The following is a 14,697-nucleotide window of genomic DNA, read 5'->3' as shown; positions in this document are numbered from 1 at the left end:
AGGCGGGATCGTCGTTGCCCTGGCTACATCCGGAACTGAAGAGCCTCGGTCTGCCGGCGATCTGCCTAGCGACAGCGCATATGCGCGCCCCGATATCGGCGCAGCGCTACAGACAAAGCCGATGCGCTCGGCAACGCCCATTTGATGCGCCCGCCAAGCCGACATCAATCGCAGAGCTGCTACCGGACGGAGTTCTCTTGACTCCCCGGCGCAACCTGAAGCCAGCTTCCTCGACTTGGAGAACGCCTCCGGTATGCGATGAAGTCGTTCGGCATCCGCTTGAGCAAGGTCGGACGCGTCGCTTTCGAGCAGGCGGTGCGGCAGGTTGTGGCTGATGATCCGCTGTCGACCGAGCTGATGCGCGCAAGGTTGTCAGCGAACAGCGCTCTGGCGCGAGTGTCGTCGACTGCACGATCTCGTCGTGAAGGTCGTCGCGCGTAGCGAAACTTGGTGGCGCTTCATGGCCATTCCCATGTCGGTCTGGTGAGGGCGCTGTCCTTCATGACGGCGATCGACGATCCATCGCGCTTTCGCCGCTCGGGCGACGTCACCGCCTACTTCGGGCTGACCTTGCGGCGCTGGCAGTCGGGCTCTTCGATCGACATTCAGGGACGGATCTCCAAGGCCGGCGACGCGGATGTGCAGCGCGCGCTCTACGAGGCCGCGTCAGGCCTGATGACGCGCTTCAAGGGCAGGGTCAAGAGCTGGGGCCAGGAGATCGCCAAGCGCTCCTGCCACCGCAAGGCCTGTGTCGCGGTGGCTCGCAAGCTGGCGGTGATCATGCATGCGATCTGGACCGACGGCACATTCTACGTCGGCGATCCGGCCGCGGGCCAGGCCGACGCCGCTGCGCGCGCGCATGGCAAGGCCCGCAAGCTTCTCGGTGCACATCGATGAGCGGTGTGGCGGCAGTTGAAACGCATGGCGTCAGCAGTGTGATGGACGCCATTCGACACAAGGAGATCCGCCCCGGCGGATGAGGACCGATGCAGACCAGGAACGACGGAACGCACGTTATCCTGCCTGCGGCCGTGCCGACGATGAGATGGCCGGACCGCGCTCGATTGCTTGTGACGATGCTCCGTCAGTCCGATGGAAGAGTGCGCCACGACGGTTCGAGCGCTGCATTCGTGCAGCCAAAACACCCCGTCGCAGAGCGCGGAAGACTGCACGGCGCATCGGAACTCGACGCCAGAACGCGGTATCGTAGCGCAGAGCATAGATTCGTGTATCATCGTAACATTGAAGAGGAACGACGATGTCAGAAAGATCACTGGAAGCACAACCGATTTAAGATGGCAGGATAAAAGGGCAACATTGTGCGTCTGTTGGACGGTTGTTTTTCAATAGCTTAGAAGGTGATTTTGCAATGTGTGGATGTTTACTGCGCATTGCGAGAATCGTGATTTCTCTGCGATTTCCGTGGCTTGATGCAGTGTGTGGCGGCTCGGCCAGCAGTTGAAAGCGCTTGGGCCGGGAAGGGGGCGTGGTCAGAGACGGCGGGACGCTCGACAGAAAACGCAGTTCTCCGAGGTGGACGCCAGCCCTTCGGTTACCTCTGGTCGGCAGGCAGCTGAGCCGATGAACCCTCAACGTCAGTATCTCGTCGACCTGGTTTGCGGCGGGATACGGCTGCCTGGGCGGTTTTGTTGTGGCCGGCGACAGGCGACATCGCCAGCGTCGGCCGTAGGATGGCGGCCGAGCGCCGGCTTGTCGGCCAGCGTTCCCCGACTCACTGCATATCCATAGGGCTCAGGGTCTCAGTGGAAGCGCCCCGGCCACGACAACCCTGCCACCGATCTAGACTCCTCGGGGTAGTAGGGCGCGGCATCCAGTCCGAGATGTGGGCGCTGCGCATCGCCCAGCCAAATGGCTGTCTGCTGAAATGGAACCTTCCATCCTGACATGAATGCGCAAAGGGGCGTGTTACGGTCTGATGGTATTACGTCACCGTTTCGATAGTCTCGAAGCAGATGGAGAGTTCGCCACGTCCAGGATCAACCGCCGCGCCTTGCTCTTCCACTCAGGCAGCGCAGTCGTCGCCTCGACGGTTGCGGCAACTGCGCTCGGCACAGAGCCGCCGGGCCAAGACCCAGAACCGTCCAACAAATTGCGAACGCTGATTGACATGCACAAGACGGCATACTCGTCCTTCGGCGAAGCCTTGCACGACATAGGCGGTGGCAGAAACGACTCGGCAAGAGCCAGCCGGGAGGAGGAGAGGGCGCTGCTCGCCATCTGCAGCTATGCTGCGGTTGGGCAAGAGGATCGCCTGACCAAAGCCCGATATCTTTTGGAGATCGAGGCGCGCGGCGAACTCGACCTCGCAGAGCATATGCAGGCTGTTCTCCGATCGACGATGTGGAAGGGATGAGACGACCGGCCGCGGACGGTCTACTGCTGAATGTCGGGTGTGCGCCGCATGTCGGCCGTAGAGGGAAACTTAGCCTGTGTCCGAGAGCAGACATCAGGATTAAACATGCTGGAGATTTTGGTCGCACCTTATCTCACGTCGTGAAGCGAAGGTAGCTTCCGGTAGCAGCCGACACTCGCGCTCTCCGCATGCTACGAGCTGCAGGGCTGAGTTGATCGCCGAGACGCTTCAGGTCAGCTCCGTTAGTCGCTTATTCTCCAGATAAGCGCGCCATCTTCGGGTGAGTTTGCCGCGACGGAGTTGATATATACCCGGCAAAGCGACAGGTGCGCCTTCGACGACCGCATTGTAGTCCGATAGGAGTAGCAGCAGATCCGGCTCTGTGTAGCCACGTGCGGCCGCACTTTCGACGCGTTGGAGGACATCATCGATAGCGTCGGCGGCGTTCTTGTGTGCGATCATCGTGCCGACAGTATCGGACGAAAGCAGAAAAACTAGGGCCGCCACCAGCACGCGCGCAAGTGAGACCTGCGCGTCGGTGGACATCGAAGACATAGCATGCCAGAGCGTGAAGCCCATCAGAAGCGCAACCGCAACCAGCACGAGGCGCATCGCTTGGGCACTCGCGCGCTGCAAGTCGCGCGTCCAGTATGCTGATTCTTCGATCAACTCGGCCAGGCGGAGATAACTCGGCTCTGCTCGGCTCGCAAAGTAGCTTTCCTCGCGCACCATTGCCTTGTTTTCGATGGGTGCGGTGAAGCCGTCAAAGATTCTGAGCCGCTGCTCTGCCGAGAATCGTGCATTGAGACCGCTCGCCAAAAGCACCGCCCGGCGCGCTTGGTCGCCAGCCGAGCGATGCTTCCGCTGCCTGCTGCCCAGCAAGATGCAAGAAGCGTTCGATCCGGCACGGACCCTTAAGCGGGGGGCTGGTTTGAGTCGATGCCGGACCGAACCGTCTCAGGGCAACGCCGGCTTTCTGGTGGGAGATTGCGACCATGTCGCGGCTAAAACGTGGCGATAATGTGATACGGAATCACCGATTCCAACACGCACTTCGAAAATGTGACCTAGACGTTTGGGAAACGGCGCAGCGCAGCTGGTCGGCGGGACAGGGGGCCATCAGCCGCTCCGCGAGGTGCGCAAAGGTCAAGACCTTGTCGCGATTGTGATGAAATCACGCCAGAGTCGCGGTCGGCCCTCGTAGATGACATCGTCGCAATGGCGGTCGCCACGCCACTGCGCCAGCTTTGCCAGGAGCTGATTAGACTGATGGCCCGGGCCATCAGCACCGGCACCGCGGGGACGCCGGGGCAGACATTCTGCCGTTCGATATCATCTACCGGAGGTATATGAAACTGATGGAATTTTATCATGAGCGCAGAGTTTCCTTTCGCGGATGAAAGAAAGCTCGATTGACTCGCCCGCCCCATTCCGGTCTCGTGAATCAACGTGCGGTTGCGGCCTGCAGAAGTCAGTCGACGGTCGCGATTCATGAAAGGAAACCCATGGCCAGGCATCACACCGCTGTGCACTCGACACGTCGCGGCGCCCCGACTTACGGCCAGGGCATTTTTCGCGCTTGCCCGTGACCGGTCAAAATCCGCGGTGCGAGTATGTCAAATCGCGAGCGTGTCATCGCGGCCGTGGAGAGATGTGGCTCGGTGCAGGCAAAGGCGGCGCCTGCTTGGACTGACGCCGCGCCAGATTGGATACCCGCTGAGGAAATACGGCATCAGATCAAGCGTCCTTGAAAGGCCACCGAGGCAAATATCAGAGACAAATCAAGCGTTGGTGGTTGGCGGAGCCTTGGCCCGATGACGAGTGGATGCGGACCTGAGCGTCGGGCCAATCCGACCCGGGAGGACAGCCCGCCCGACCTCACAGGGTCAATGTGCTGACAACGGCGGTGTGGACGAACCGTCGGTCGGCCATGTGCTCTAGACCATCGTTCATCCCGGATTCCCTCTGCAACTGAAACGGAGAAAAACATGTCCGATGCAAAACTTCAGAGTGTGCTTTCGTCTTTTTCGCAAGTGGCGAGACAGTTAGATGCTCTGCCATCCGATAGACCAGCGCCGGGTTCAAGTTGGGTAAAACTAAACACGAATGAGAACCCGTTCCCGCTTCCAGCAATCATAATGCAAAGCGCGATTGCAGCTCTCGAACGGCAGTATCTATATCCAGAAGACGATAACATCAGCTTGAGGGAAGCAGCCGCGAATGCCTACAGCGTCTCCATGGATCAGGTGATCGCCGGCAACGGATCGTCTGAACTGCTTGGACTTGTCTACAGAGCTTTCCTTGCCCCGGGGGATAGCGTGGCGATGATGTCGCCAGGTTTTTCGTTCAACCGCAAACTTGCAACGTTGCAGGGTGCTCAATTTGTCGAAATCAAATTTAGCGAAGATCATTCCTTGCCGATGGAGCAATTGCTCTTTGGTCCTGCAAAGGACGCCAAGTTCATTCTGTTAGCCAATCCGAACAATCCGACCGGAACGTTCGTTCCGGTGGCCGATATCGAACGCCTGGTAGCGAAATCGGACCGCTTGATCGTGCTGGATGAGGCCTACGTCGACTTTGCACCCGAGAATGGTCTACGCCTGATCAATCGCTATTCGAATCTTCTGGTCTTAAGGACATTTTCGAAAAGCTATGCTGCTGCCGGCGTTCGCGTCGGTTTCGGTTTCGGTCACCCTGAAATTATCGGCAGGCTACGCAACATCCAGAACGTCTTCAACATGAATGTGATCGGGCAGGCGGTTGGTATCAGCGTCCTTGCGCACCGCGCCGCCTATGCAGACAACCACAGACACATCAGGCATGAACGACGGCGAGTGACGCTCGCGCTGTCGCAGCTTGGATTTTCCGTAATCCCTTCCCACGCAAACTTCTTGCTTGCCCGCGTGCCAACGGGACAGGACGGCTCATGGTGGCAATCAGCCTTTGCAAGGCAAAAAATACTTGTTGCCGTCTTTCCCGATAAAGGTTTGGAAAATTACATCCGCGTCAGCATCGGTACAAAAGAGCAAATGGATGCGTTTCTTCGTGCCGCTAGTCGTATTAGTAGAATATTGAATATGTCAAGGCCCCCGCATTAGGTTGCTAAGGCTCTGCTTTAGCATTTCGCAGGCAATAATCCGAGCGATTACACAGCGAGAAATCTTTAAATTGCTTGGAATACGCAAGCAACCGGACTTGTTGCGTCAAAAATGGAGACAATATCATGGATAAGGCCTTTCCTTCAGGCCTAGCTGTCGGCATCTTCGATCATCTGGACGAGGACGGCCCCGATATCGCCCGACAGTACGAAGATCGCCTGATGTTAGCGGAGGCGTGCGATCACCTTGGGTTCTATGCATATCATCTCGCAGAGCACCATTGTACCCCACATGGGAGAGGTCCCTCACCGAATCTGTTCTTGTCGAGCGTAGCCCAGAGAACCCGGCGCCTTCGTGTCGGCCCGTTGGTAATGCTGCTTGCCCTCTATCATCCGCTACGTGCGTTCGAAGAGATCTGTATGCTGGACCAATTGAGCGGTGGCAGGCTCGAACTTGGGATAGGGCGCGGCTCGCTCCCGATCGAATTGGGTTACTTCGGGATTGGCTCGGACGCGGCGCCAAACCACTATGCGGAAGCCAGCGAAATTCTTATCAATGCGCTGAAGGGCGGCACGCTATCGTATCAAGGTCGCCATTTTGAGTTGAACAGCGTTCCGCTGACGCTAAGAACTCATCAGCGTCCACATCCGCCGACTTGGATCGCCACCAATCGACCGGAATCGGCAGGCTGGGCCGCTGCGAATGGCATGAACATCGCGTGCGTGGGACCTTCCTCTTCCGTTCGAAGAATCACTGATGCCTTCCGCGCCGGTCGAGAGCACACCATTGAGGCGGACGACCAAGCGCCATTTCTTGGATTGCTCCGCATGGTCGTGATTGGGCGTTCTGAAACAGATGCACGTTCACTCGCCGCACCTGCTTACGAACGGTGGCTCAAGAGCTTTAAATTCCTTTATGATCTCAATGGCATGCCGACTCCACCAAATCTGCCGCTGACCTTCGATGCAGCAATCGAGAAGGAATTGTGCGTAGTAGGAACGGCAGCATCTGCGGGACAAGCTCTTCTTGATCAGCTGGAAGCGGCAGGTGCAAACTACCTCCTTTGTCAACCGGCGTTTGGGAATCTGTCGTTAGATGCTTCCCTATATACCGCAACGGCGATTCAATCCGCAATTATGGCTCGAGTTGGCTAACCCCGGCTCGAACGTTCGCTCACCCAACAACGTGCCAAGCGGCATGCTGTCGCTAGCGACGACTAGGTGCGGGTTTCGGATGACCCATCAACCGGTTGGCACAGAGGCATGCGGCTTCCTCCTCAAAGCGGCGTGTTGTTCATAGGCGAAAGCGACCGTGTATGCCGCATTCTCACCCCTCGGATAGGGCCTTCATGTCCTAGCAGTAGACCCACGATTGCCTGCCAGACTTGATCGGAGCGTTGGATACGTTCGGCCGATCAGCTTATCGGCCCTCCTTCGATCCGGCAAGCGCATCGAAAACATGTTGCTTGGCTTGGCGCACGCTCGCTTCCAGCGACGCTCCAAGAGCAAGCGAGGCGGCGACTGCGCTGGCCATCATGCAACCCGTTCCGCGCATCCCTCGCGGCAAGCGGGGCGCCTCGAACCGAACTGCAGGTTGGTTCGGCTGCAAAAGCACGTCGACGCAACGGGTTCCTTGTGCATGGCCGCCCTTGACGAGTACGGCGGTCCTCACCGTCCTCGATAGCTCTTCAGCCTGACGACAAGCCCCTTCTTCGTCCGCGGCCGGTGACGAGCCGGTAAACGCAGCCAGCTCGACCAGGTTAGGCGTTACAAGCCGGCAGATCGGCATCAGATCGTGGCGCAGCATATTAATGGCATCGTCCGCCAGCAGATTGCGTCCCGAGGTAGAGGCCAGGACCGGGTCGAGTACCACAGGCACTTGGCGGTTGACCAAAACAGCGCCGACTGCCTCAACAGCCGCCGATGTCCCAATCATGCCTATCTTGACGGCCGCGACAGCGTTGGCAGCGAACGCGGCGCGCATCTGAGCGGCGACAAGCTCCGACGGCACAAGCTTGACGAGCTCGACAGCCGAGTGCGTCTGGACTGTCACGGCGGTGATGGCAAGACAACTGCGCAGCCCGAAGGCGGAAACCGTTTCTATATCGCGGGCAATTCCAGCTCCACCGCTGGAGTCCGACCCGCCAACGACAAGCACATGCGGTTCTCGCCTCAGCGCCATCGCTCCGTCTTTTCGATCCATTCTCGTGTGCGCCCTTCGGGATCGGCATTCAGCGTGATGTCGGTGACCACTGCCGCGCTGTCGGCGTCAGCCGCGAAAACTCCGTCGAGCCTGTCAGGGTTGAGACCGCCAATGGCGACCAATGGGATTGGCGTTACCCGATGCTTCCATTCTCTGATCCGTTCGAGTCCCTGCGGCGCCCATTTCATCTTCTTCAGGATGGTCGGGTAGATGGGCCCAAGCGCGATATAGTCAGGCTCGGCGGCCATCGCCGTTTCCAGTTCGATACCATCATGCGTGCTCAGTCCGAGCCTCACGCCAGCCGCCCGTATCCGCGAACGGTCCGCAGTTTGCATATCCTCCTGACCGAGATGAACGAAGTCGCAGCCTTCCTCGATGGCCAGTCGCCAGTAATCATTGATGATGAGCTGGCACCGGTATCGAGCGCACAAGGCCTTCGCTGTGCGGATCTCAGCGCGCAATCCGGCCTCGTCCATGGTCTTGATGCGAAGCTGCACCAGCTTGACGCCGAGCGGCACCAGCCGATCGATCCAGACTGCACTATCGACGATCAGATAGAAGGGATCGAGCTTCATGAAAAAACTGCCCTGCCGATCGTCGGTGTCGATGGCACGGCGACGTCGCGCGGTTCGAGCATTCCCGAACCGAAAGCCTCACGACCGGCCTCGACCGCCTTGCCGAACGTACGCGCCATGCCGACCGGATCGGCCGCCTTGGCGACCGCCGTGTTCAGGAGCACGGCGTCAAAGCCGAGTTCCATGACGGTCGCCGCGTGCGACGGCCGTCCGAGCCCTGCATCCACAATCAGCGGGACGCTTGGGAAATGTCTGCGCATCGAGCGCAGCGCCGGGATGTTGACCGGCCCAAGCGCCGAGCCGATCGGCGCGCACCATGGCATCAAGACCTTGCAGCCTGCCTCCAGCAGCCGCTCGGCGACGACAAGGTCGTCGGTGGTATAGGGGAATACCGCAAAGCCGTCCTCGCACAGGATGCGCGCAGCTTCGACCAGGCCGAACACATCAGGCTGCAGCGTGTCATGGTTGCCGATCACTTCGAGCTTGATCCAGTTCGTGCCGAAGACGTCGCGAGCCATTTTTGCGGTCGTGACCGCTTCCTTGACGGAGTGGCAGCCGGCGGTGTTGGGCAGGATTCTGACGCCCAGCGAGCGGATCAACGACCAGAATTTCTCGCCGGCCCTGCCACCTGCCATCTCACGGCGCAGCGAGACGGTCACCACCGACGTGCCCGATGCCTTGACCGCATCGGCAAGGATGGCCGGCGAAGGATGTTGAGCGGTGCCGAGAAGCAGACGCGACGGAAGCTCGGTTCCATAAAGCTCGAACATGGTCTAACCTCCCTGCATGGGTGAGAGGATTTCGATCCGGTCGCCGTCGCTCAACAGGAATTCCGCCCGGTTGGCTTTGTGCACGAGGTCGCTGTTGACGGCAGTGGCGAGCCAATCGCCCTCATAGTCGAGCGCGGTAAGCAGCTCCGCCAGCGTGGTGGCGGCAACCTCATGCGCTTCGCCGTTGACCATCAGTTTCATGAGCAAGTTCCTTGGTTCCGTCTTGATTGAAAACCAGGTCGGCAGCCTGGCGCGCCATGGCGGGGGCGAGGAGAAAACCGTGGCGATAGAGCCCATTGATCGCGACGGTGTCCCCGCTCGTTTCGACGCGGGGCAGGTTGTCGGGAAAGGCCGGACGAACGCCGACACCGGTTTCAACGATCTCGGCCTCGCCAAAGGCCGGATGGAGGGCATAGGCGGCACCCAGCAGCTCCATCATGGAACGCACCGTGACCGACCCGGCTGACTGGCTCTCAATCATCGTCGCGCCGATCATGAAATGGTGATCGGTGCGCGGCACCGCATAAAGCGGAAAGCGCGGATGCAGCAGCCTGACCGGGCGCGACAGCGAGACATCAGGCGTGCGCAGGATCAGCATCTCGCCGCGAACGCCGCGCAGCCTGTCATCGGCTGCTGCCAATCCCGTGCAGTCGATCTGACGATCGAAACCGGAAACATGCCCGGCGTCGGCACCAAAGTGAAATTCGACACCCATGGCCGCGAGCTTGCCTTGAAGTGCCGCCATCGCCTGGCGCGGGTCGAGATGAGCCTCATCGGGAAACAGCAATCCGCGCCGGAAGCGGCCGGCGAGGGCGGGCTCCAGGATCGCAATTTCGTCTTCATCGACAAGCCGATGCCCCGACGTGCGACTGGCAAACCGGTCGAGCTCGCCGGCATCACGCGGCGCGGCCACGACCAGCGTTCCGGCCCGTGTCACCTGACCCGGCAGTACCGCATCCCACCAGTCGGCGGCGTCGCGCCCGAGATCCAGAACCGGCTGCTCGGCGCTTTCACGCTCGCACCATGGCGCCAGCATGCCGCCGGCGAACCACGACGCATTGCCACCGAGGCCATGCCGGGTCTCGACGACGGTCACCGCCGCGCCGCGAGCGGCGAGTTCGAAGGCTGCGGTGAGACCGGCGACGCCGGCCCCTTGGACCAGCACCCTCATGATGGCTCATGCGCCTCCGACATCAGCGGTGCGCCGGCCTCGTCCGCCGGCACATAGAGATCGCCGCCCTCGCGATATTTCGCCGCCATCGCAGCCATCCCTTCCTTCTGCGCCTCGGCGCGGATGTCGTGGGAAATCCGCATGGAGCAGAATTTCGGCCCGCACATCGAGCAGAAATGCGCCAGCTTGTGCGCCTCCTTGGGCAATGTCTGATCGTGGAAGGACCGTGCGGTTTCCGGATCGAGCGACAGGTTGAACTGGTCCTCCCAGCGGAACTCGAATCTGGCCCGCGACAGCGCGTCGTCGCGGATCTTCGCCGCCGGATGGCCTTTCGCCAGGTCGGCGGCATGGGCGGCGATCTTGTAGGTGATCACACCAATCTTGACGTCGTTGCGATCGGGAAGGCCGAGATGCTCCTTGGGCGTGACGTAGCAGAGCATGGCCGTGCCGAACCAGCCGATCATCGCCGCTCCGATGCCGGAGGTGATGTGGTCGTAGCCGGGCGCGATGTCGGTCGTCAGCGGCCCCAGCGTATAGAACGGCGCCTCGCCACAGACGGCGAGCTGCTTGTCCATGTTTTCTTTGATCTTGTGCATCGGCACGTGGCCGGGGCCCTCGATCATCACCTGGCAATCCTTCGCCCAGGCGATCTTCGTCAGCTCGCCGAGCGTTTCCAGCTCGGCGAATTGTGCTGCGTCATTGGCGTCGGCGATCGAGCCGGGACGAAGACCGTCGCCGAGCGAGAAGGACACGTCATAGGCGCGGCAGATGTCGCAGATCTCTGCGAAATGCTCGTATAGAAAGCTTTCGCGGTGATGGTGCAGGCACCATTTGGCCATGATAGAGCCGCCGCGCGAGACGATGCCAGTGACCCGGTCGACGGTCAGCGGGATGTAGTGCAGCCGCACGCCCGCATGGATGGTGAAATAGTCGACGCCCTGTTCGGCCTGTTCGATCAGCGTGTCACGATAGACCTCCCAGGTCAGGTCCTCGGCGATGCCGCCGACCTTCTCGAGCGCCTGGTAAAGCGGCACCGTGCCGATCGGCACCGGCGAGTTGCGCACGATCCAGTCGCGGATGTTGTGGATGTTGCGGCCGGTCGACAGGTCCATCACCGTATCGGCGCCCCAGCGAATCGCCCACACCATCTTTTCCACTTCTTCGGCCATCGAAGAGGTGACGGCGGAGTTGCCGATATTGGCGTTGATCTTCACCAGGAAATTGCGGCCGATGATCATCGGCTCGCTCTCGGGATGATTGATGTTGGCGGGAATGATGGCGCGCCCGCGCGCCACCTCGTCGCGCACGAATTCGGGCGTGACGAAGTCGGGGATCGCCGCACCGAAGGCTTCGCCGTCGCGCTCAAGCTTGCCGCGTAGAATCGCGCGGCCGAGATTCTCGCGGATGGCGACGAACTCCATTTCGGGCGTGATGATGCCGGCGCGCGCATAGGCAAGCTGGGTCACCGCCTTGCCCTGCTTGGCCTTGAGCGGCCGGTTGCGAATGGGAAATTCCGGCGTCAGGCGCTCGCCTGCGGCGAATCCATTGTCCTCGGGCCGGACATGGCGGCCGTCATAGGCTTCGACATCGCCACGCGTCGTAATCCATTCGTGGCGAAGCCGGGCGAGGCCTTTGTCGATGCTGGTTTCGACAGTCGAGTCCGTATAGGGGCCGGACGGATCATAGACGATGACGGGCGGCTCGCCGGCCGTTGGATGGACGGAGATTTCGCGCATCGGCACCCTGATCTGCGGGTGGAGGACGCCGGATTTGTGGATTTTCCGCGAGGCGGGCAGTGGTCCCGTCGACACGGCGGGGGTGAGGGCATTCATCGTGAGGCTCCTTTGCTCATGCATTGGAGACCCAGTTCTGTGCCGGAAGGATGAAAAGACGCTTTGGTCGGCCTGCTCGAAACAGGACGCCGGGCGTGGACTCCCGCAAAGCGCTTGCACCGTCCCTACGCCAGTATGAACTGGATCAGGTTCAACGGGTCACTGCGCCGCGAAAGCCAGCAGTATCTCAGCCCCTTGCCGGGACTCCCCTGGTGAATGCGTCGAATTGAATGGGCCGGCGCTATTTTGTCAAGCGCATTCGTCCCGCAGCGGTGATCGACGACCAAACAAACCCAGCGGAAAAGCATGGTAGTATCGAGAGCGAGTCACGCTCCAGAGGAGCGGTGAAGCGCCCCCAATAAGGCGAGCCCTCATGCGGATTCGGTGCCTTTTCCAGCACGGTATTTTCGGGGCTTTCCGGAACGACGCTGCTGCCACCCAGTTGGGTGAGATTGCTATAGATGTCTGTCTTGCTCGTCGTCGGCAATCCTTCCGCTTCGGCTAGACGCCCCGTTTGTTCCCCCAGAGCAGAACATGAAGCTGCGGCAGTACACGCGCCTCGAACCACCTGTCACGGGTCACCTTTTCAACCAGCCATTCCATGCGCCTCATCACACCGGCCATGTCGATGAACGCGTCTTCGTCGCCGGGACGCGGCGGCGTGTGATTGCCGGGCTGCAGATAGACGGGTAATTGGGGGTAGCGCGCCGCGGCGTCTTTGGCATAGGCATAGTCATCATCGTCGAAGACAACGAGCTTGAGCGCCATCTGCGGCTTATCCTGCGCCGCCTCTAAGCAGGCGTCGAACGCGGCCCAATCTGTCGTCATTTCGCTTGAGGGCGGCTTGGGGCTTAGTACCAGCACGTCGAGATCCGCGAACCATTGCTTAGACACCGAGCCTTGGGTTTCCAATGCAAAACGGTAGCCCTCACCATGCCCGCGGTCGATCAACTGGCCAAGCGGCTGGATGGCCGGATTGCCGCCCGACAGCGATACCATCACGGGCTGACCGCCGGAAAGCGCAATGACCTTTTGCCAAACCGCGTCGGGAGACATCATCTCCCAATCATGGCGGAAGCGACGGTCCACCGCATGCAGGCTGTCGCACCAGGAACAGCGATAATCGCACCCGCCGGTTCTTACGAACACCGTCGGCAAGCCGATCAGCACGCCTTCGCCCTGAATGGTCGGCCCAAAAATCTCGCTCACCCGGATTCCGGGATGCAACGCGCAAGTCATGGTCGGTATTCCGCCCAGGTTTTCGGCGTCTCGCTCACCCGCACGGCGGAGGTTTCGGGTAGCCGCATCTTGCACCAGTGGTAGAAGTGCCTGGCCAGACATTCCGCTGTGGCATGGTCATGCCCCAGCACGTCGTTAAGATGCCGATGGTCGAACGTCCCATCGATGTAGTGCTTGAACGCCGCCAGATCTTGGTAGTCGCGCACAAAGCCGTGTTCGTCCAGTTCGCCACCTGAAAGCTCCACGACGACGATGTAGTTGTGGCCGTGCAGGCGTGCGCACTGATGATCGGATGGCAAGGAGGTGAGCTGATGCGAGGCCGAGAAGTGGAACTCTTTGGTAATGCGGAACATCACGCGCTCGTTGTCTGGATAGCGTGGAGCCAGAAGTCTGCATCCTCATAATCTGTCGGGTCGGTGATGCCGGCCAGATCGAATGCTTCGCGCCGTTCGACGCATGTCCCGCAGCGACCGCAATGACGTGCACCGCCCTTGTAGCAGGACCACGTCGCCTCGAACGGTGTGGCGTACTTTGCCCCCTCGCTGACGATGTCGGCCTTCGACATATTCACATACGGAGCGTACAGGCGGATATCGGCGTAGCCTGCGAGGGCATGGTTCTGCATCGTCTGAAAGGCGTCGATAAAAGCGGGCCGGCAATCTGGATAGATGAAATGATCTCCGCCGTGGACGGCAGTGGCCACCGCATCGGCCTGCTGCGCGGCGGCAACCCCGAAGGCGATGGCCAGCATGATGGCGTTCCTATTCGGCACCACCGTGATCCTCATGGAGTCTTCGGCATAGTGCCCGTCGGGCACGTCCACGTTATCAGTCAGCGCCGAGCCGCTCAGGTTCCGGCCGACATCGCGGATATCGACGATCTGGTGCGGAACACCCAGCCGCTTGGCGCACATAGCGGCAAAGCCGAGTTCCTTTTTGTGCCTCTGGCCGTAATCGAACGAAAGCAGGCCAATGAGTTTCTGCTCGGTCGCCACCTTGTGAGCGAGCGAAACAGAGTCCAATCCGCCGGAGCAGATGACGAGGGCATTCATGGTTTGAATCCTTGTTTTGACCGGGTAAGGCTGCGACCGGAGATTTCTCTGCGTTCCCACTACTTCACGGAGTCGGTTTTGTGAATGGGGTGCACGCGATTGAGCCCACGTACCTTGTTGTCAGCGTCCCAGGATGACTTTGCACGCGACTTGTCGCGTATCTTCGACCGCTGGGGTGCTGACGCCGGCACTGCGTATATAGGCGTATAGACGATGCAGAAATCACTGCCGTGGCCCAGCAGCATTCCCGACACACCTTCGGCTTGTCCGGTTTGCCCCAGAACATGACGTCCCGAGTTTCGGCGACAACGCAAGGGTCGACCGGCAGTCCAGTGAAAGGCTTCTGCCTCGTGCTTTGCCGTTTTCTGGTCTGCGCATAGATCGC

Annotated in this window: 13 protein-coding genes, 2 pseudogenes and 1 riboswitch; of the genes and pseudogenes, 5 read left to right on the top strand and 10 right to left on the bottom strand. The window is 60.3% G+C overall.

The annotated features are described in order from the left end of the window. Positions 1-2 precede the first annotated feature (2 nt). Positions 3-897 (top strand): annotated as a pseudogene (locus EB231_RS33465) (IS110 family transposase); the annotation flags it as partial. Positions 898-1,936: 1,039 nt separating this feature from the next. After that, the gene (locus EB231_RS33460) at positions 1,937-2,374 is read left to right on the top strand and encodes a hypothetical protein (RefSeq protein ID WP_172352517.1); all 438 of its coding nucleotides are present in this window, start codon (positions 1,937-1,939) and stop codon (positions 2,372-2,374) included. 228 nt (positions 2,375-2,602) lie between these two features. On the opposite strand, the gene EB231_RS33455 is transcribed toward EB231_RS33460, so the two are convergent. After that, positions 2,603-3,193, bottom strand: a complete 591-nt coding sequence (locus EB231_RS33455; protein ID WP_172352516.1) for a hypothetical protein — start codon at positions 3,191-3,193, stop codon at positions 2,603-2,605. Positions 3,194-3,987: 794 nt separating this feature from the next. Here EB231_RS33455 and EB231_RS35840 point away from each other — a divergent pair. The 3 genes and pseudogenes from EB231_RS35840 to EB231_RS33445 form a co-directional block, all read left to right on the top strand. Then, positions 3,988-4,108, top strand: a pseudogene (locus tag EB231_RS35840) (helix-turn-helix domain-containing protein); the annotation flags it as partial. Positions 4,109-4,362: 254 nt separating this feature from the next. After that, the gene (gene hisC, locus EB231_RS33450) at positions 4,363-5,472 is read left to right on the top strand and encodes a histidinol-phosphate transaminase (protein ID WP_172352515.1); all 1,110 of its coding nucleotides are present in this window, start codon (positions 4,363-4,365) and stop codon (positions 5,470-5,472) included. Positions 5,473-5,597: 125 nt separating this feature from the next. Further along, the gene (locus tag EB231_RS33445; RefSeq protein WP_172352514.1) at positions 5,598-6,626 is read left to right on the top strand and encodes an LLM class flavin-dependent oxidoreductase; all 1,029 of its coding nucleotides are present in this window, start codon (positions 5,598-5,600) and stop codon (positions 6,624-6,626) included. A gap of 265 nt (positions 6,627-6,891) precedes the next feature. Here EB231_RS33445 and EB231_RS33440 read toward each other — a convergent pair whose 3' ends face one another. From EB231_RS33440 to queC, 9 genes are all read right to left on the bottom strand, one after another. Next, entirely contained in the window at positions 6,892-7,653 is a 762-nt protein-coding gene (locus tag EB231_RS33440; protein WP_172353137.1) for a hydroxymethylpyrimidine/phosphomethylpyrimidine kinase, read from the bottom strand. Beyond that, positions 7,644-8,249, bottom strand: a complete 606-nt coding sequence (locus EB231_RS33435; RefSeq protein WP_172352513.1) for a thiamine phosphate synthase — start codon at positions 8,247-8,249, stop codon at positions 7,644-7,646. The genes EB231_RS33440 and EB231_RS33435 overlap by 10 nt, the downstream gene beginning before the upstream one ends. Continuing rightward, positions 8,246-9,019: a thiazole synthase gene (locus tag EB231_RS33430; protein WP_172352512.1), complete on the bottom strand. Its 774-nt coding sequence runs from the start codon at positions 9,017-9,019 to the stop codon at positions 8,246-8,248. Before EB231_RS33430 ends, EB231_RS33435 begins: the two co-directional genes overlap by 4 nt. A gap of 3 nt (positions 9,020-9,022) precedes the next feature. Continuing rightward, complete coding sequence (gene thiS / locus EB231_RS33425) at positions 9,023-9,220, bottom strand: sulfur carrier protein ThiS (RefSeq protein ID WP_172352511.1); 198 nt, start codon at positions 9,218-9,220, stop codon at positions 9,023-9,025. Beyond that, positions 9,189-10,190 carry a glycine oxidase ThiO gene (thiO, locus tag EB231_RS33420; protein WP_172352510.1) on the bottom strand — a complete coding sequence of 334 codons (1,002 nt, stop codon included), beginning with the start codon at positions 10,188-10,190 and terminating at the stop codon, positions 9,189-9,191. Before thiO ends, thiS begins: the two co-directional genes overlap by 32 nt. Beyond that, entirely contained in the window at positions 10,187-12,022 is a 1,836-nt protein-coding gene (gene thiC / locus EB231_RS33415) for a phosphomethylpyrimidine synthase ThiC (protein ID WP_172352509.1), read from the bottom strand. Before thiC ends, thiO begins: the two co-directional genes overlap by 4 nt. Before the next feature lie 104 nt (positions 12,023-12,126). Then, positions 12,127-12,243, bottom strand: a riboswitch (TPP riboswitch). A 280-nt stretch (positions 12,244-12,523) separates the two neighbouring features. Beyond that, positions 12,524-13,261 carry a 7-carboxy-7-deazaguanine synthase QueE gene (queE, locus tag EB231_RS33410; protein WP_136617730.1) on the bottom strand — a complete coding sequence of 246 codons (738 nt, stop codon included), beginning with the start codon at positions 13,259-13,261 and terminating at the stop codon, positions 12,524-12,526. Beyond that, positions 13,258-13,614 carry a 6-carboxytetrahydropterin synthase QueD gene (queD, locus tag EB231_RS33405; protein ID WP_172352508.1) on the bottom strand — a complete coding sequence of 119 codons (357 nt, stop codon included), beginning with the start codon at positions 13,612-13,614 and terminating at the stop codon, positions 13,258-13,260. The genes queE and queD overlap by 4 nt, the downstream gene beginning before the upstream one ends. Next, positions 13,614-14,312 (bottom strand): 7-cyano-7-deazaguanine synthase QueC, encoded by a 699-nt coding sequence (gene queC, locus EB231_RS33400; protein WP_172352507.1) that lies wholly within the window; start codon positions 14,310-14,312, stop codon positions 13,614-13,616. Before queC ends, queD begins: the two co-directional genes overlap by 1 nt. Between the last annotated feature and the right edge of the window lie 385 nt (positions 14,313-14,697).

It is taken from the genome of Mesorhizobium sp. NZP2298 (assembly GCF_013170825.1).
Classification (GTDB): Bacteria; Pseudomonadota; Alphaproteobacteria; order Rhizobiales; family Rhizobiaceae; genus Mesorhizobium.
This window is presented reverse-complemented; position numbering and strand designations above follow the sequence as displayed.

What these genes read in the sequence shown, in the direction of transcription:
- thiC (WP_172352509.1), bottom strand. Translation starts at nt 12,022, where the DNA reads ATGAATGCCCTCACCCCCGCCGTGTCGACGGGACCACTGCCCGCCTCG.
- EB231_RS33460 (WP_172352517.1), top strand. Translation starts at nt 1,937, where the DNA reads ATGGTATTACGTCACCGTTTCGATAGTCTCGAAGCAGATGGAGAGTTC.
- hisC (WP_172352515.1), top strand. Translation starts at nt 4,363, where the DNA reads ATGTCCGATGCAAAACTTCAGAGTGTGCTTTCGTCTTTTTCGCAAGTG.
- queD (WP_172352508.1), bottom strand. Translation starts at nt 13,614, where the DNA reads ATGTTCCGCATTACCAAAGAGTTCCACTTCTCGGCCTCGCATCAGCTC.
- EB231_RS33445 (WP_172352514.1), top strand. Translation starts at nt 5,598, where the DNA reads ATGGATAAGGCCTTTCCTTCAGGCCTAGCTGTCGGCATCTTCGATCAT.
- EB231_RS33440 (WP_172353137.1), bottom strand. Translation starts at nt 7,653, where the DNA reads ATGGCGCTGAGGCGAGAACCGCATGTGCTTGTCGTTGGCGGGTCGGAC.
- queC (WP_172352507.1), bottom strand. Translation starts at nt 14,312, where the DNA reads ATGAATGCCCTCGTCATCTGCTCCGGCGGATTGGACTCTGTTTCGCTC.
- thiO (WP_172352510.1), bottom strand. Translation starts at nt 10,190, where the DNA reads ATGAGGGTGCTGGTCCAAGGGGCCGGCGTCGCCGGTCTCACCGCAGCC.
- EB231_RS33435 (WP_172352513.1), bottom strand. Translation starts at nt 8,249, where the DNA reads ATGAAGCTCGATCCCTTCTATCTGATCGTCGATAGTGCAGTCTGGATC.
- EB231_RS33430 (WP_172352512.1), bottom strand. Translation starts at nt 9,019, where the DNA reads ATGTTCGAGCTTTATGGAACCGAGCTTCCGTCGCGTCTGCTTCTCGGC.
- queE (WP_136617730.1), bottom strand. Translation starts at nt 13,261, where the DNA reads ATGACTTGCGCGTTGCATCCCGGAATCCGGGTGAGCGAGATTTTTGGG.
- thiS (WP_172352511.1), bottom strand. Translation starts at nt 9,220, where the DNA reads ATGAAACTGATGGTCAACGGCGAAGCGCATGAGGTTGCCGCCACCACG.